This window comes from Stenotrophomonas lactitubi, assembly GCF_002803515.1.
Taxonomy (GTDB): domain Bacteria; phylum Pseudomonadota; class Gammaproteobacteria; order Xanthomonadales; family Xanthomonadaceae; genus Stenotrophomonas; species Stenotrophomonas lactitubi.
On the sequence record NZ_PHQX01000001.1, the window covers coordinates 1,230,456 to 1,245,643 of the forward strand.

The 15,188-nt window shown below is 65.9% G+C and carries 11 protein-coding genes and 3 tRNA genes; 4 read left to right on the plus strand and 10 right to left on the minus strand.

Features of this window, described 5'->3' with window-relative positions; all coding sequences use genetic code 11:
* Window positions 1-2: 2 nt before the first annotated feature.
* The 3 genes from CR156_RS05900 to CR156_RS05910 form a co-directional block, all read right to left on the minus strand.
* A complete protein-coding gene (locus CR156_RS05900) occupies window positions 3-2,381 on the minus strand; it encodes a TonB-dependent receptor (protein ID WP_100552157.1) in 2,379 nt (792 codons plus the stop codon).
* Window positions 2,382-2,499: 118 nt separating this feature from the next.
* Window positions 2,500-3,426: a c-type cytochrome gene (locus CR156_RS05905; RefSeq protein ID WP_100552158.1), complete on the minus strand. Its 927-nt coding sequence runs from the start codon at window positions 3,424-3,426 to the stop codon at window positions 2,500-2,502.
* The gene (locus CR156_RS05910) at window positions 3,423-4,769 is read right to left on the minus strand and encodes a c-type cytochrome (RefSeq protein WP_100552159.1); all 1,347 of its coding nucleotides are present in this window, start codon (window positions 4,767-4,769) and stop codon (window positions 3,423-3,425) included. The genes CR156_RS05905 and CR156_RS05910 overlap by 4 nt, the downstream gene beginning before the upstream one ends.
* A gap of 183 nt (window positions 4,770-4,952) precedes the next feature.
* On the opposite strand from CR156_RS05910, the gene CR156_RS05915 reads away from it, so the two are divergent.
* Entirely contained in the window at window positions 4,953-6,104 is a 1,152-nt protein-coding gene (locus CR156_RS05915) for an alpha/beta hydrolase (RefSeq protein WP_100552160.1), read from the plus strand.
* Between the two features lie 89 nt (window positions 6,105-6,193).
* Here the strand turns inward: CR156_RS05915 and CR156_RS05920 are convergent, their stop codons facing one another.
* Entirely contained in the window at window positions 6,194-7,333 is a 1,140-nt protein-coding gene (locus CR156_RS05920; protein ID WP_100552161.1) for an MFS transporter, read from the minus strand.
* A 186-nt stretch (window positions 7,334-7,519) separates the two neighbouring features.
* Here CR156_RS05920 and CR156_RS05925 point away from each other — a divergent pair, with 186 nt between their 5' ends.
* Window positions 7,520-8,215: an alpha/beta hydrolase gene (locus CR156_RS05925; protein ID WP_100552162.1), complete on the plus strand. Its 696-nt coding sequence runs from the start codon at window positions 7,520-7,522 to the stop codon at window positions 8,213-8,215.
* A 156-nt stretch (window positions 8,216-8,371) separates the two neighbouring features.
* Window positions 8,372-10,567, plus strand: a complete 2,196-nt coding sequence (locus CR156_RS05930; protein WP_100552163.1) for a TonB-dependent siderophore receptor — start codon at window positions 8,372-8,374, stop codon at window positions 10,565-10,567.
* Between the two features lie 54 nt (window positions 10,568-10,621).
* On the opposite strand, the gene CR156_RS05935 is transcribed toward CR156_RS05930, so the two are convergent.
* A complete protein-coding gene (locus tag CR156_RS05935; protein WP_099820122.1) occupies window positions 10,622-11,323 on the minus strand; it encodes a pirin family protein in 702 nt (233 codons plus the stop codon).
* A gap of 140 nt (window positions 11,324-11,463) precedes the next feature.
* Here CR156_RS05935 and CR156_RS05940 point away from each other — a divergent pair, with 140 nt between their 5' ends.
* The gene (locus CR156_RS05940; RefSeq protein WP_100552164.1) at window positions 11,464-12,384 is read left to right on the plus strand and encodes a LysR family transcriptional regulator; all 921 of its coding nucleotides are present in this window, start codon (window positions 11,464-11,466) and stop codon (window positions 12,382-12,384) included.
* Between the two features lie 606 nt (window positions 12,385-12,990).
* Here CR156_RS05940 and CR156_RS05945 read toward each other — a convergent pair.
* From CR156_RS05945 to thiD, 5 genes are all read right to left on the minus strand, one after another.
* Window positions 12,991-13,067, minus strand: a tRNA-Arg gene (locus CR156_RS05945).
* A 32-nt stretch (window positions 13,068-13,099) separates the two neighbouring features.
* Window positions 13,100-13,176, minus strand: a tRNA-Arg gene (locus CR156_RS05950).
* Between the two features lie 69 nt (window positions 13,177-13,245).
* Window positions 13,246-13,322, minus strand: a tRNA-Arg gene (locus CR156_RS05955).
* Window positions 13,313-14,239 (minus strand): alpha/beta hydrolase family protein, encoded by a 927-nt coding sequence (locus CR156_RS05960; RefSeq protein ID WP_100552165.1) that lies wholly within the window; start codon window positions 14,237-14,239, stop codon window positions 13,313-13,315. The genes CR156_RS05955 and CR156_RS05960 overlap by 10 nt, the downstream gene beginning before the upstream one ends.
* Complete coding sequence (thiD, locus tag CR156_RS05965) at window positions 14,236-15,045, minus strand: bifunctional hydroxymethylpyrimidine kinase/phosphomethylpyrimidine kinase (RefSeq protein WP_100552166.1); 810 nt, start codon at window positions 15,043-15,045, stop codon at window positions 14,236-14,238. Before thiD ends, CR156_RS05960 begins: the two co-directional genes overlap by 4 nt.
* Window positions 15,046-15,188: the final 143 nt, after the last annotated feature.

The following is a 15,188-nucleotide window of genomic DNA, read 5'->3' on the forward strand; positions in this document are numbered from 1 at the left end:
ACTCACAAGTCCACGCGGAAGGAGATGCCGACGGTGCGCGGGGCGCCGATGAAGGCGTTGTCGCGGCCGTCCACCCCTGCAAGATAGCGCTTGTCGGTCAGGTTGCTCACCACCAGGTTGGCGCCCATCCCCTTCAGGCGCGGCGACAGGGCCTGCAGGTCGAAACCGATGTTGGCGTTGAACACGGTGGCCGAAGGCAGCTTGTTGACGTTGGCCGCATCCAGGTAGCGCTCGCCGAGGTAGCGACCGGACAGGCCGAAGTTCCAGCTCTCACCCTGCCAGTCGGCCGACACCACCAGGATCTGCTCGGGCTGGCCGATCACCTTGGCGCCGTCGACGATGCCCAGCTGCCTGTCGCGCGCGTCGTTGCCACTGCCCAGGTACTTGGAGCGGTTGTAGGTGTAGGCGGCATTGATGCGCCAGCCATTGTCCCAGCCGTAGCCGAAGGCCGCTTCCAGGCCGTTGCTCTCCACGCCGCCGAAGTTCTCGTAGACGCCATCGGTCTCGCCGAGGTAGTCGATGCCGCTGACCAGACCGGCCGGCAGGTAGACGATGCGGTTGTCGAACTTGATGTTGTACAGGGTGACCGAAGCGGTCAGCGGCCAGCGGCTGATGCGCATGCCCAGTTCGATGTTGTCGGCGGTTTCCGGTTCGACATTGCGGAAGCGCTGCGGATCGGTTTCACCCAACACCCCGGAGGGGATCGCCGCGAAGTTCTGCGAGTAGCCGGCGAACAGCTCCATGCCCTCCACACCCGGGGCCCAGGTAAAGCCGGTGGACAGCAGCGGATCGGACTTCGAATCGGACTTCACATTCTCGGTGGCGCCGATCACACGGCGACGGGACTGGTCGACGAAGAACTGCTTCACGCCGAGGCGCGCGCTGAACGGGCCGAAGCGGGCCACGTCCTCGACGTAGTACATCTGCTCATCGACCTTGTACTTGTCTTCGAACTGCACCCAGTAGGGCTGGTGGTCGAAGGCGATGTCCTGGCCGACGTTGAGCAGGCGGTGCCAGTCGCGGCGCACGGAACGGTCGAGCTTCTCCACCCACAGGCCACCGCGGATCGTATTGTCGATCGCGCCGAAGGTCTGCCGCCATTCGACGTCGGCGGTGACGCCCATGCGATCGTTGTCGTAGTGGGAGTGGCGATAGGACTGTGCGCCCTGCACATTGCCGGCGTAGCAGTTGGGGTCGTACTCGGCGCTGAAGCCGAGTCGCGGCGTGCAGTTGGCCAGACGCTGGGCGGAACTGCCATCGGGGTTCACGAAGTAGATCTGGCCGCGGTTGCTGCCGCCGTAGACCGTCCTGCCGCCAAGGTATTCCGACTGCGGGCGACCGGCGCCATCGTCGCTGACATCGGCCAGGTACGGCGGCAGCCAGTCACCGCGGCCCTGCATGCGGTGCCCGTAGGCAGCCATCGAGGCTTTGAAACCGTTGCCGCCATCGAACGCCGCGCGCAGGTAGCCGAAGGTGTTCTCGCGCAGTGCGCGCGAACCGGAGCGGTAGTTCTGGTCCAGATACGGAATGCCGGTCAGGGTGCCGACCAGGCCGTCGCGGTCCGGGTTGGTGGCGAAGCCCTTCGGTGAAACGCTGGTGTACTCCGGCTCGTCGGCATCGTTGTAGGACAGGTAGCCGGTCAGGGTCCAGCGGTCCAGTTCGGTGATGAACTTGCCGGCGATGTTGTCGTTGCTGGTGTGACCGGTGCCATCGATCCAGTCATGCACGCGCGCCGACGATGCGCTGATCCATGCGCGGGTGTGTCCGCCCAGCAGGCCTGTGTCGTAGCGTACGTAGTACTTGCGTGCTTCATTGTCACCGGCACCCACCACCATGCGCAGGCGCTGTTCCTGCAGTGGATCGCTGGTGAGGAAGTTCAGGGTGCCGCCCAGCGCTTCGTTCGAGCGCGAGGAGATGTCGGCCGTGCCCTGGCTCACCTCCACCGTTTCCAGATCGAGCGTGTCGATGTAGCGGTTGGCCAGCGAGCCGCCGCCATAACCGGAACCACCATTGGGCAGGCCGTCGATGGTGGTGCCGATCTGCTGGGTATCGCGGTTGGTGACGAAGCCGCGCATGCTGATCTGCGTGCCCCAGACCGACGAGCCAGTGGCATCGGCTTCGCTGACGACCACGCCGGGCACTTCGTTGAGCGCGCCATTGACGCTGCTCAGCACGGTCTGCCGGTTCAAGGTTTCCTGGCGCACCGAGGTCTTGGCATAGCTGGTGGCCTGGCCGATCACCTGCACCTGGTCCAGGGTCCGCGCGTCGGCGCTTCGCGTATCGGCGGCATCGCCCTGCGGAGCTTCAGCCAGGGCATCCAGTGCGGGAGCAATCAGCAGGGCAAGCAGCGAGATACGGGGAAAGCGCGCAATCGTTCGCATCGAAACCGGACCTTCAGGGGAGGAAAGTCCGGGAGTGTCGGCAGTGCCGATGACATGGCGGTGACGCGCAGATGCAGGGAGTGTGTTGTGTGACGGCCGGCAACACCGGCGGCGCTCCTCAGTAGCGCGCGTCCTTCGGTTTCGGGTCGCGCGGCCAGTCCTTGGTCTTGCCGGCGAAGTCCGGGCGCGGCTGGTTGATGAAGTAGCTGGCGATATCCACAGCATCCTGCTCGGGCATCACCTGCTGGCCCAGTGGCGGTTCACGGGTCACCGCCGGTGGCATGTTGTGCTTGACGAAGCCTGCGGCCTTGTACAGCCGCGCCATGCCGGCACCGATGTTGAAGCTGTGCTCCCCCCACAACGGCGGGAACGCGATATCGCCGCTGGCATCGCGCTGACCTTCTCCGTTGTCGCCGTGGCAGGCAGCGCACTGCGCGGCATACAGCGCCTGCCCTCGTATCGGGTCCGGCGTCAGCGTGCTGTCGATCGGCCCTTCGCTGGGCGCGGCCACGCGTGCACCCTCCGGTACCGGGCGGCTCAGCCACGCCATGTATTCCAGCATCGCGCGCATCTCCGGTGCGTCCTTCGGCAGCGGTTTGCCGTTCATCGAACGCTGCAGGCAGCCGTTGATGCGCTCGGCCAGACCGATTTCCCTGCCCGGGCGCGGCATGTAGCGCGGGTAGCTGCCGCCGCCGGTGTTGAAGTAGTGATTGCCGAACGGTCGCTTGCCCTCGGCCATGTGGCAGGAGTTGCAGTTCAGATCGTTGCCGACGTTGTCCGGCAGCAGGCGTGCGGTCTCGTTGAGCAGGCGACGGCCGAACATCACCGCATCTGCGTTGCCGAGGCTGGCGATCTCTTCGGCACTGGGCACGTGGTACTGGCCCACCACCTGGCCGTGGCCGTCGAGGATATCCAGGGTCCTTGCCACCTCCGCATCCAGGTCCGGGTACAGGTGCTGGTACAGCAGCGTACCGGCACCGGCCAGCAGCACCGCAACCACTGCGCTGGCGACCAACGCTCTGGAACGCTTCTTCGAACGCCTCATTGCGCCGTCTCCTGCGGGACCACATGCACCGGCTTGTCACGCACTACCCGGCGCATGCGCGCCACGTCCAGTTCACTGACCGCACTGGCCTGGTTGCCCCAGCTGTTGCGGATGAAGGTGAGGATGTCGGCGAGCTGCGCATTGGGCAGTTGCTCGAAGCCCGGCATGGTGAATGCCATCCGGTCATGCGGCGTGTGCGGTGTGCGTCCACCGATCAGGGTTACCTGCACCAGCGAGCTGGGATCGTCGGCGAACACGATGGAGTTGCCGGCCAGGGCAGGGTAGATCCGTGGCATGCCACGGCCATCTGCACGATGGCAGGCCTGGCAGTGTTCGGCGTAGGCCAGCGAACCGGCCACCCGATAGTCGCCGCCGCGCAGTGCGGCGGTGGTGGTGTCGCTGCCCGGCGTCCACTGCGCGCTGCGGCCTACCCGTGCTGGCAGCTGCTTCAGATACCGCGCCATCGCCAGCAGATCGGCGTCGGACAGGTACTGCGTGCTGTGCTCGACCACATCGGCCATACCACCGAAGGCCGCGGAACGATCGGTACGGCCGGTGCGCAGGAACTCGACGATCTCGGCTTCGCTCCAGCTGGCGAGGCCAGTTGATTCGTTGCGCAGGTTCTTCGCATACCAGCCTTCCAGCACCGATCCGGACAGGAACTGGCGGCTGCCGTCATCGGCCATCGCTTTTTCCTGGAAGGCCAGCCCGCGTGGGGTATGGCACGCGCCGCAATGGGCCAGGCCTTCGACCAGTTCGGCGCCGCGTTGCTGGCCGGCATCCAGGGTTGGATCAGGGATGAAACTGCGCGGGCGCGCGAACAGCAGCTGCCACCAGGCAAGCGGCCAGCGCATGTTGGCCGGCCATGGAATGGTGCTGTCAGCGTTGTCCTGCCGGACCGGCTGCACTGCGCCCATGAAGTAGGCATACAGCGCCTTGATCTCGGCATCGCTGGCGATCACGTACGAGGCGTAGGGCATTGCCGGATACAGCGGCTGGCCGTCATGGCGGATGCCACGCCGCACCGCGCGCTCGAAATCCGCATAGTCGTACGCGCCGATGCCGGTATCCGGGTCCGGGGTGATGTTGGTCGAATACAGCGTGCCCATCGGTGTCTGCATGCCAAGCCCACCGGCGAAGGGCTTGCCGCCGGGTGCGGTATGGCAGGCGGCGCAGTCGGCGGCACGCGATAGATACCGGCCCTGCTCGATCAGGGTCGGGTCGTGGATATCGACCTCGGCCTGTTGCCGTGGGGCGAACCAGTACGGTGTGCTGCGGGCGATGCCGTAGGCGGCGGCCAATGTGGCGGCCAAGGCAATGGCGAGCTTGAGCGGGGTGCGCATGCTGGCACTGTGGCCATTCGTGCGAAGGCGTTCATTGATCCGGATCAATGCTTTGGCCGGTCGCTACATTGTGACAAGCTGAATCGATCCTGCGCTGTCATCAACCCGTCATCCAGCTGCGATAGATGGCGTCGGGCGCGACCGCTAATCTGCCACGCTGTCGCACTTTTCCCCTGACTGCCCATGAAGCGCCTGCTGCTGCTTTTGCTGGCGTGCGCCGGCCTGTGGCTGGCTGCATGCTCTTCTTCGATGACCGCCTCGTCCACCTCGCTCAGCGACCGCCTGATCGCGCCCGGTGGCGTTTCGACCCTGCTTGATCAGCCGCGTATCGCCGCAGCGGTGGCTGCGTTGCCGAACCGGCATGGTTTCGCTGCGGGCCGTGATGGCGTGCCGATCTTCTGGCGTGCTTTCGACCCGGGCGACTATGGCGCGCGCTACCACTACCTGCCGCAGCAGCACCAGAACGGCCTGCCGCTGGATACCGGGCTGAGCCTGGCGGTACCGCAGCCGTTCCGCGCGCAGGCGCCGCGTGGCACCGTGGTGCTGCTGCACGGCTGGATGATGAACGGCGATTCGATGCTGCCGTGGTCGCTGCAGCTGGCCGAGTCGGGCTACCGCGTGGTCACCCTGGACCTGCGCAACCATGGCCAGTCCGGCGCCGGCCCCTCCGGCTACGGCACCTATGAATCGGACGATGTGGTGGATGTCATCGCTGCGCTGCGCGCGCGCGGCGAAGTGACTGGCCCGCTGTACCTGTTCGGCGTTTCCTATGGCGCTGCCACCGCACTGTTCACCGCCGACAAGCTGGGCGACCAGGTTGCCGGCGTGGTGGCGATGGAATCGTTCGCCAATGCCGGCGTAGCGATCCGCACCATGATTCCGCATCTGATGGCCCTGCAGCCGGAAGGCTTGAAGGCACAGGCCATCGCTTCGTATGCACGCTGGCGCTACGGCGGCCAGGACATCAACCAGGTGGTGGCCGCCGCCAGCCGCCGCATCGACGTGGACCTGGACCAGGTGGACGTGGCACGCGCGCTGGCCGATACCCGTGCCTGCGTGCTGCTGCTGCACGGGCAGGGCGACCAGCACATTCCGGTCAGCCAGGGGCGTGCGCTGGCACAGGCCAACCCGCGTGCGCACTACATCGAGATGCGCGGCGAAGATCACATCACCCTGCCGCTGCGGCTGGACCTGCTGGCCGGCGTGGTGGATGACTGGATGGCGCGGGACGAGCACCACCCGAAGTCCGCGTGCCCAGCGCCCCAATTGCCCGCACAGGCCGAGTGGCTGGTGCACGGCGTCGATGCACCGGCAAAGACCCCAGCGCGCAGCTGAGCCTTCAAAAAAGGGGACGGAGGGGATTAAGTCGCATTCGGCCTGCTAGTGCAGGAAACGACTTAATCCCCTCCGTCCCCTTTTCTTCTTCAGGGCAGGCGGCGGGCCAGTGAACGCGCCGATGCCGCCACGCCCAGCAGCATCGCTGCCACGCACAGGAAGGCAAAGCCCAGGCTGGTGGCATGGGCGAGCGCGCCGATCGCTGCAGGGCCTGCAAGGATGCCGGCGTAGCCCAGGGTGGTGACTGCGGTGATCGCAATGCTCTCCGGCATCGCGCGCTGCTGGCCGGCCATCGAGAACAGGGCGGGCACGATGTTGGCGCAGCCCAGGCCCACCAGCACGTAGCCGAACAGCGCCATCGCGAAGGAGGGCACCAATGTGGCCAGTGCGAAACCGCCCGCAGCGGTGATGCCACCAATGACGATGGTGCGGGTGCGGCCAAGGCGCTCGACGATGCCATCGCCGAACAGGCGCATCGCGGTCATCGCCAGCGTGAACACGGCAAAGCCGGCACCGGCCTGGTCGCGCGGCACCTGCCGCACTTCGGCCAGGAACACCGCACTCCAGTCGAGCATCGAGCCCTCGGCCAGGAACACTACGAAGGCGAGCACACTGATGAACAGCACGACGCCATGCGGCACGGCCAGCATCGGGCCGTCATGCAGGATGCGCTGCGGGCGCCAGTGCGGTGCCGACAACAGGGCCACCAGCAGCATCGCCGCCACGGCAACCAATGACGCCAGCCACAGCGGAGTGCCGAGCACCAACAGGCCGGTCATGCAGCCTGCGCCGACGAAGCCACCAATGCTGTAGAACGCGTGGAAGCCGGACATCATCGGGCGTCCCGCATCGCGCTCGACGGCCACCGCCTGCATGTTCATCGTGCAGTCCATCGCGCCCACACCCGCACCGAACACGAACAGCGTCGCCCCCAGTGCCAGCGGCGTGGGGGTGAGCGTCAGCAGCGGCAGCGCGAGCAGAATCAAGGCCGTGGTGGTGATCATCAAGCGGCGCGAGCCCAGGCGCGCGGTCAACGCACCTGCCAGCGGCATCGCCAGCAATGAGCCCAGCCCCAGGCACAGCAGCAACCCGCCGAGGCTGGCATCGGACAACCCGGCCTTGGCCTTGGCGTAGGGCACCATCGGTGCCCAGGCAGCGGTGGCAAAGCCGGGGATGAAGAACGCAGCGCGGGTGGCGTGCTGCTGGGCGCGGGGAGAAGAAGGCGTCATGCGCGAGGAAGGCTGCAGAGGATTGCTTTATGAAAACGTTTTCACGGGGCCCGGGCAAGTGCCATGCATGACATCGAATGTCGAATACGAATGCATTGGTCCGGATGCGTCACCAGTGATTAACGCCATCAGTGGAGAGTAGCCCGACGGTCGGCATTCCGCCCGGCCGCTGCCGGAGATCAGCGCATGAGCACCACACCGACCATCCTCCTCGTCCATGGGTTCTGGGGCGGGGCCGCACACTGGGCCAAGGTGATCCTGGAACTGCACCGCAAGGGCCACGACCAGGTGAAGGCGGTCGAGCTGCCGCTGACCTCGCTGGTCAACGACGCCGAGCGGACGCGCCGGATGATCCGCCAGATCGATGGCCCGGTCGTGCTGGTCGGGCACTCGTATGGTGGCGCGGTGATCACCGAAGCCGGCAACCAGCCCAACGTGCAGGGCCTGGTCTACATCGCCGCGTTTGCGCCGGACAGTGGTGAGAGCCCCGGCGGCATTACCCAGCAGCACCTGCCCGAAGCGGCACCGAACCTCGCCCCGGACAGCGATGGCTATCTGTGGCTGCGTGCCGACAAGTTCCATGAGAGTTTCTGCCAGGACCTGAGCGCCGACGAAGGCTGGGTGATGGCCGTGACCCAGAAGGCGCCGCTGGCCAGCACCTTCGGTGATGCGATCAGCGACCCGGCGTGGAAGCACAAGCCGAGCTGGTACCAGCTTTCCAGCCAGGACCGGATGATCTCGCCACAGAACCAGAAGGCCATGGCCGAACGCCTGCAGCCCAAGCGCCTGCTGCAGCTGGAAGCGAGCCATGCCTCGCTGGCCTCGCATCCGGCCGAGGTGGCGGCACTGATCCTGGAGGCGGTGGCGGCCGTCGACGGCTGACGTTTGCCACGGGGCAGCGCCTGCTCAGGTCCGGGCGCCACCCACGACAGCGGAAGCGCAGGAGAGTAAACTCCTGCGCCTGCGGCCCTTGGCCGCCATTCCCCCTTTCCCTCGAGCCGCCGCCAGAGGATCCCACCCCTTCGTGGAGGTCCCGTCGTGTCGTCCGTGCCTGTTCGTTTTTCCGTCCTCTCCCTGCGTCGTCGCCCGTTGGCGAGGGCTCTTGCCCATGGTCTTCTGCTGACCTCAGTGGCCGCTGCCGGCGCCGCCTCGGCGCAGTCCGCACCGGCTGAAGAAGAGGGCAGGACGACCTCGCAGACCCTGCAGACCGTGCAGGTCACCGCCAACCAGCTGGGCACCATCACCGAAGGCAGCGGCGCCTACACACCGGGCACCATCGCCACCGCCACCCGCCTGGTACTGACGCCGCGGCAGACCCCGCAGACCATCAGCGTTATCACCCGTGCGCAGATGGATGACTTCGGCCTGGACGGCATCGATGATGTGATGCGGGTGACCCCGGGCATCAGCATCGTTACCTACGACAGTGAGCGTACCGAGTACTACGCACGTGGTTTTGCCGTGCAGAACTTCCAGTACGACGGTATTCCGATGTCGCGCGATTCGGCCTACTCGGCCGGCAATACGCTCAGCGATACCGCGATCTACGACCGCATCGAAGTGCTCAAGGGTGCCACCGGCCTGCTGACCGGCATGGGCGATCCCGGCGCGACCATCAACCTGGTGCGCAAGAAGCCGGGCAAGGAATTTGCCGGCAGTGCGACGCTCGGCGTCGGCCGCTGGGACGACTACCGCGCCGAAGTCGATGTCGGCGGACCGCTGACCGCTGATGGCCGCGTGCGTGGTCGCGCGGTAGGTGCCTGGCAGGACAAGCATTCCAATCTGGACTTCTACCAGCGCACCAGCAAGGTCGGCTATGCCGTGCTGGAGGCCGATCTGGGCGAACGCACGCTGCTGACCGTGGGTGGCGACGTGCTGGAGAGCGACCCCAAGGGCTCGACCTGGGGCGGCATTCCGTTGCTGGACAGCCAGGGCAATTTCAATGACATGCCGCGCTCGTTCAACAACGGTACCCGCTGGAGTGGCTGGCGCCAGTACGTGCGCACCGGCTTTGCCACGCTGGAACACACCTTCGACAACGACTGGGTGGCCAAGCTGCAGCTCAACCACCAGGTCAACGGCTACGATGCGGCGCTGGCCGGTGCGGCCGGTGGCAATCCCGATCCGGTCACCGGCGAAGGCGTTTCGTTGTGGCTGGGCAAGTATGTCGGTAAGACCGTCAGCAACGCTGCCGACTTCTACCTGAGTGGCAACTTCGGCCTGTTCGGTCGTCAGCATGAACTGGTGGTCGGCGGCAGTGCGTCGCGCAAGCGCTGGACCAACACCGGTTATTCGCCGCAGCCCGGCTATCCGACCGCCGTTGCCGACTACAACAGCTGGAAGGGTGATATCCCGGAACCGGAATGGCAGCGCGGTTACGGCAACAATGAAGTGACCCGCGAGAACGGCCTGTACGTGGTCGGTCGCTTCGATGTGGCCGACCCGTTGAAGGTGATCGTCGGCAGCCGCCTGGCCAGCTACCGTTCGCCGCAGACGCGCGAGACCGGTGTGTTCGTGCCGTATGCCGGCGTGGTCTACGACCTTGGCGAGCACTATTCGGTGTATGCCAGCTACAGCACCATCTTCAAGCCGCAGGGTGAGCGCGACGAACAGGGCAAGGCACTGGATCCGCTGGAAGGCCGCAGCTATGAAATGGGTCTGAAGGCGGAGTTCTTCGACGGCCGCTTCAATGCCAGCGCGGCGCTGTTCCAGCTTGACCAGGACAACTTCGCCCAGCCTACCGGTGGCAAGACGCCGACCGGCGATATCGCCTATCGCGGATTGATGGGGGTGCGCACCAAGGGCTACGAACTGGAGTTGTCCGGACAACTGGCCGAGGGCTGGCAGGTGCAGGGCGGCTTTGCGCACAAGATCGCCCGCCAGGCAGGGACCAAGGTGTCCACGCTGGAGCCGGAAAACCAGTTCAGCCTGCACACCAGCTACCGCCTGCGCGGCGACTGGCAGGGGCTGACCGTCGGTGGCGGCGCGCGCTGGCAGGATTCCACGTTCGGCACCATCACCAACCCGGCCAATGGTGCGTCGGTGGTCCATCGCACCCAGCCGTACTGGCTGCTGGATGCCATGGCGCGCTACCAGTTCAACGATCGCCTGTCGGCCACCGTCAACGTCAACAACCTGCTGGACAAGCGCTATTACACGATCTTCAGCTGGTACAGCACCTACACCTGGGGCGAGCCGCGCAACGTGCGGCTGGCGGTGACGTACAAGTTCTGATCGCGTTGCCACATGACACGCCCGCGATGCCGGACGGCATCGCGGGCGTGTGGGTTACAGCGGCAGGTCGAACACCAGCACTTCGGCGTCGTTGCCGTTTTCCAGGGTCAGCTGTGCCTCGTCGCTGACCTGCAGCGCGTCACCCGCTTCCAGGGTGATGCCGTTGACCTGCAGCTGGCCCCGCGCCACCTGCACATACGCGCCGCGGCCGGCAGCCAGGGCGTGATGCAGCTTCTGCTCGCCATCGAGGATGGTGGCGAAGATGCGCGCATCCTGATGGATGTGCAGCGAGCCATCGGCGCCATCTGGCGAGGCGATCAGGCGCAGCTGGCCGCGCTTGCTCTCCGGCGTGAAGTGGGTCTCCTCATACGACGGCGTGATGTTCTCGGTCTGCGGGAAGATCCAGATCTGCAGGAAATGCACCGGATCGGTGGCCGAATGGTTGAACTCGCTGTGGCTGACACCGCTGCCGGCGCTCATGCGCTGCACGTCGCCGTAGCGCAGCACCGAACCGGTGCCCATCGAGTCCTTGTGCTCCAGTGCGCCACCCAGCACGTAGGAGACGATCTCCATGTTGCTGTGGCTGTGGGTGCCGAAACCCTGGCCGCCGGTCACCTTGTCTTCGTTGATGACCCGCAGCGGGCCGAAGCTCACATAGCGGGGGTCGTAGTAGCTGGCGAACGAGAAGGTATGGCGCGAGGACAGCCAGCCATGCTCGGCCAGGCCACGGGTAGCGCTCTTGCGGATCTGCAGCATGATGGAATCTCCTTGTTCGATGGTTTCGATGGGGCGGGATGGGCTGGCAGCCGCTGTGTTTTCCCGTTGAGGAGAAGTATCCGCTTGCACCTTGGGTTTGAAAAACGGATAGTTTTGACAGCCATCATCGAAAATTTCGAATGCTCAAGCTCAGCCTCGATGCCCTGCAGATCCTGGACGCGATCGACCGCCGAGGCTCATTCGCCGGCGCCGGCAAGGCCCTGCACAAGGTGCCCTCGACCATTTCCTACACCGTGGCCAAGCTGGAAGAGGACCTTGGGGTGCAGCTGTTCGACCGGATCGGCCCGCGGGCGGAGCCGACCGAGGCCGGGCGCGCGTTGCTGGAGGAGGGCAGGCACCTGCTGCGAGCGGCCCGGGAGCTGGAACTGCGGGTACGGCGCGTAGCCTCGGGTTGGGAGGCGGAATTGACCCTGGCGGTGGATTCGGTGTTCCCGACCTGGCTGTTGGGGCCGGATATTGCTGCATTCCGTGAGGTGGCGGCGCCGACCCGATTGCGCCTGTTCGGCGAGGCGTTGTCCGGCACCTGGGAAGCGCTGCTGGACCGGCGCGCCGACCTGCTGGTCGGTGCACCGGGCGAGGGTCCCAGTGGCGGGGGCTACGTGGTCGAGCCGCTGGGCAGCGTGGGTTTCGTGTTTGCGGTGGCGCCGGAGCATCCACTGGCGACCGTGCCGGGTGTGCTGGGCCGCGAGCAGTTGGCGCCGTATTGCGCGATCGCGGTATCCGACTCGGCACGGCGGCTGCTGCCACGAACGGTGGGCCTGTTGATGGGCCAGGAGACGTTGACCGTGCCGGACATGGCCAGCAAGTTGAAGCTGCAGTGCCAGGGGCTGGGATTCGGTTTCCTGCCCGAGCCCTGCGCGCGCGCGGCGGTGGCACGTGGCCAGCTGGTGATCCGTGAGGTCGAGGAGCACAAGCCGGAAGAGACCTTCTGGCTGGCGTGGCGCACCGGCGAAGATGGCGCGGCCCTGCGCTGGTGGCGCGAACGCCTGCGACGGCCGGAGCTGCTGGCGCAGTGGTGGCAGACGATGGCAGAGGGGTAGGGTTCGGCAGGGCTGCGCCCTGCACCCGCCGAGGCAACAGCAACAGCAACAGCAACAGCAACGGTAACAGCCAAAGCCAAAGCCAAAGCAACAGCGGGTATTCCGTGGGATGGCGGGGTGGGTCCGGTTGCGGGGGACGCCGCAAGTACGTCCCTGTAGGCTTGGGCGCGCCATCCATGGCGCTTACACCCCCGCAACCGGACCCACCCCGCCTTCGACAGATTTCCGCAATCTGTCGGGATGGCGTTCTGTGCGGCTGGTAGGTGTCGACCTTGGTCGACACGTAGATCCACGCCATGCGTGGATGCTCTTCGTTCAATTGTCGAAGTATTCGAATTTGATGGAGTCATCCACGCATGGCGTGGATCTACCAGACATCGGAAACTGTCAGAGGTGGGGCGGTGTCGGATTGCGGGGTGTCAGCCGCATGGATGCGGCTGCCAAGCCTACAGGGACGTACTTGCGGCGTCCCCGCAATCCGACACCGCCCCGCCACCCCACGGAATGCCAGCTTCTGCAGTTGCTGTTGCCTCTGCAGGTGCAGGGCGCAGCCCTGCCAAAAAACACAAAAAAAACAGCAGGCCGAGGCCTGCTGTTTCGGTGTAATGGTGCGCCCGGAGAGATTCGAACTCCCGACCGCCTGGTTCGTAGCCAGGTACTCTATCCAACTGAGCTACGGGCGCCAATTACATAAACTCGTTGTGTTGATCGTGTGTGGTGCGCCCGGAGAGATTCGAACTCCCGACCGCCTGGTTCGTAGCCAGGTACTCTATCCAACTGAGCTACGGGCGCGCGGTACACAATCAACTTACTTCTCTATTTTACTGCACTTCCAGCGGCGGATGCTGAAGGTCTGTCGAGTGGTGCGCCCGGAGAGATTCGAACTCCCGACCGCCTGGTTCGTAGCCAGGTACTCTATCCAACTGAGCTACGGGCGCCCTGCGACAGGAGCGGAATTATGCGGATGTCGGCGCGAGTCGTCAACGCTTTTGTGAAAATTTTCACCCAACTGAATGAAAAACGCCTCTGCGACAGCCTCCGGGTGTTTCATCCACGCGAAGTGGTCAGCTCGCGTACCCAGGTCCTGCGCAGAAAGCACGCGCAGCTGTGAGGCGACATTCGGCAGTTTCGCCAGCAGCGCCTGCATCGATCCGATAGGCGCCAGCCAATCGTGTTCCATCAGCACCGCCTGCGCACTGCCATGCACACGCGCCATCTGCGCGTCCAGATCCTCGTCCATGCCGACGGCAGCGTAGTGATTGTTCAGCCCTACGCGCGCCCAGTCGGCGATCAATCCACGTGCTTCGGTGCCGCCGAAGCCCAGCCGGCGCCCGTGCAGCACGCCCTGGCGTCGCGCGATCCATGGCAGGAAGCGATAGATCAGGGGCAGCAACCAGCCACGCGGTGGCGGGAACGTGCGCCAGAAGGGTGTACCGCTGGCGGCCAGCCACAATCGATCGAATGCCTGCGGCTGGCGCCCGGCGTGCACGCAGGCCAGTTGGCCGCCCAGGCTGTGACCACCGATGATCCATGGCAGCGCGTTCTGGCCAGCATCGGCATCGGCGAGCAGGGCCTGACTGGCCGGCAGGTCGCGGTCGAGAATCTGCCGGTAGCCCCAGTCCTCGGTGCGCGACGGGCGCAGCGAGCTGCTGCCATTGCCGCGCCATTCGTGCAGGTAGACCGCCACGCCCCTGGCGGCCAGTGCCTGCGCAAGGGGCAGGTAATGGCGTGCGGCCACGCCCAGCGCCGGCAGCCACAACAACCGCGCCAGCGGCTGTGCAGGCACGCAGGCGATGACCTCGTAACGGTGGCCATCGCCGCTGTCCACGGCGAGTGCGCGTGGCGAATCGCTCATGCGTGCGGTGCCGCGCCGAAGTGGTCGAGTACCAGCACCTCGCTGCGGCCGGGCGCGTAGCCCTGCTGCAAGCCGCGCGCTACGTAATCGATGCCGGCTTCGCAGGCGTTGGCCAGGCTCAGCCCGTTGCACAGCTGCGCGGCGATGGCCGAGGCCAGCGTGCAGCCTGTGCCGTGCGCATCCAAGGGCAGGCGGGCATGGATGAATTCTTCGCTGCTGACGCCATCGAAGTAACGGTCGACCACGCGGTTGCCTTCATGCAGGTGGCCGCCCTTCAGCAGCACCGCGCCGGCACCCAGATCAAGGAGTGAGGCGGCGGCCTGCTCTGCGTCGTTGCCATTGGTGATGCTGCGGCCGACCAGCAGCTCCGCTTCCGGTGCATTGGGGGTGACCAGGGTGGCCAATGGCAGCAGCCGTTCGCGCATTGCCTGCAGCGCGCTGTCCTCCAGCAGGCGAGCGCCGCTGGTGGCGACCATCACCGGGTCGAGCACCACGTGCGGTGGTCGATGGCGTTCCAGTGCATCGGCCACGGTGTGGATCACCTCGGCGTTGGCCAGCATGCCCAGCTTCACTGCATGGATGTCGAAGTCGTCGAAGCAGGCCTCGATCTGCGCGCGCAGGAAGTCGATCGGTGGTACGTGCACGGCGCTGACGCCGCGGGTGTTCTGCGCGGTCAGTGCGGCGATCACCGACAGGCCGTGCACGCGATGGGCGGCGAAGGCCTTCAGGTCGGCCTGGATGCCGGCGCCGCCGCCGGAATCGGAGCCGGCGATGGTCAGGGCGGAAACGGGGGTAGTCGGGCTCATGCAGTGATTGTGCCGTGCTGCCCAGTGTGGGGGTAGTGCCGGCCGGGTTGCACCCGGCACCCGCAGAAGCCGGGGCAACAGCAACAGCAACAGCAACAGCGGCTCTGGATTTCTGCGCGGGAGGCGGGGCGGTGTCGGATTGC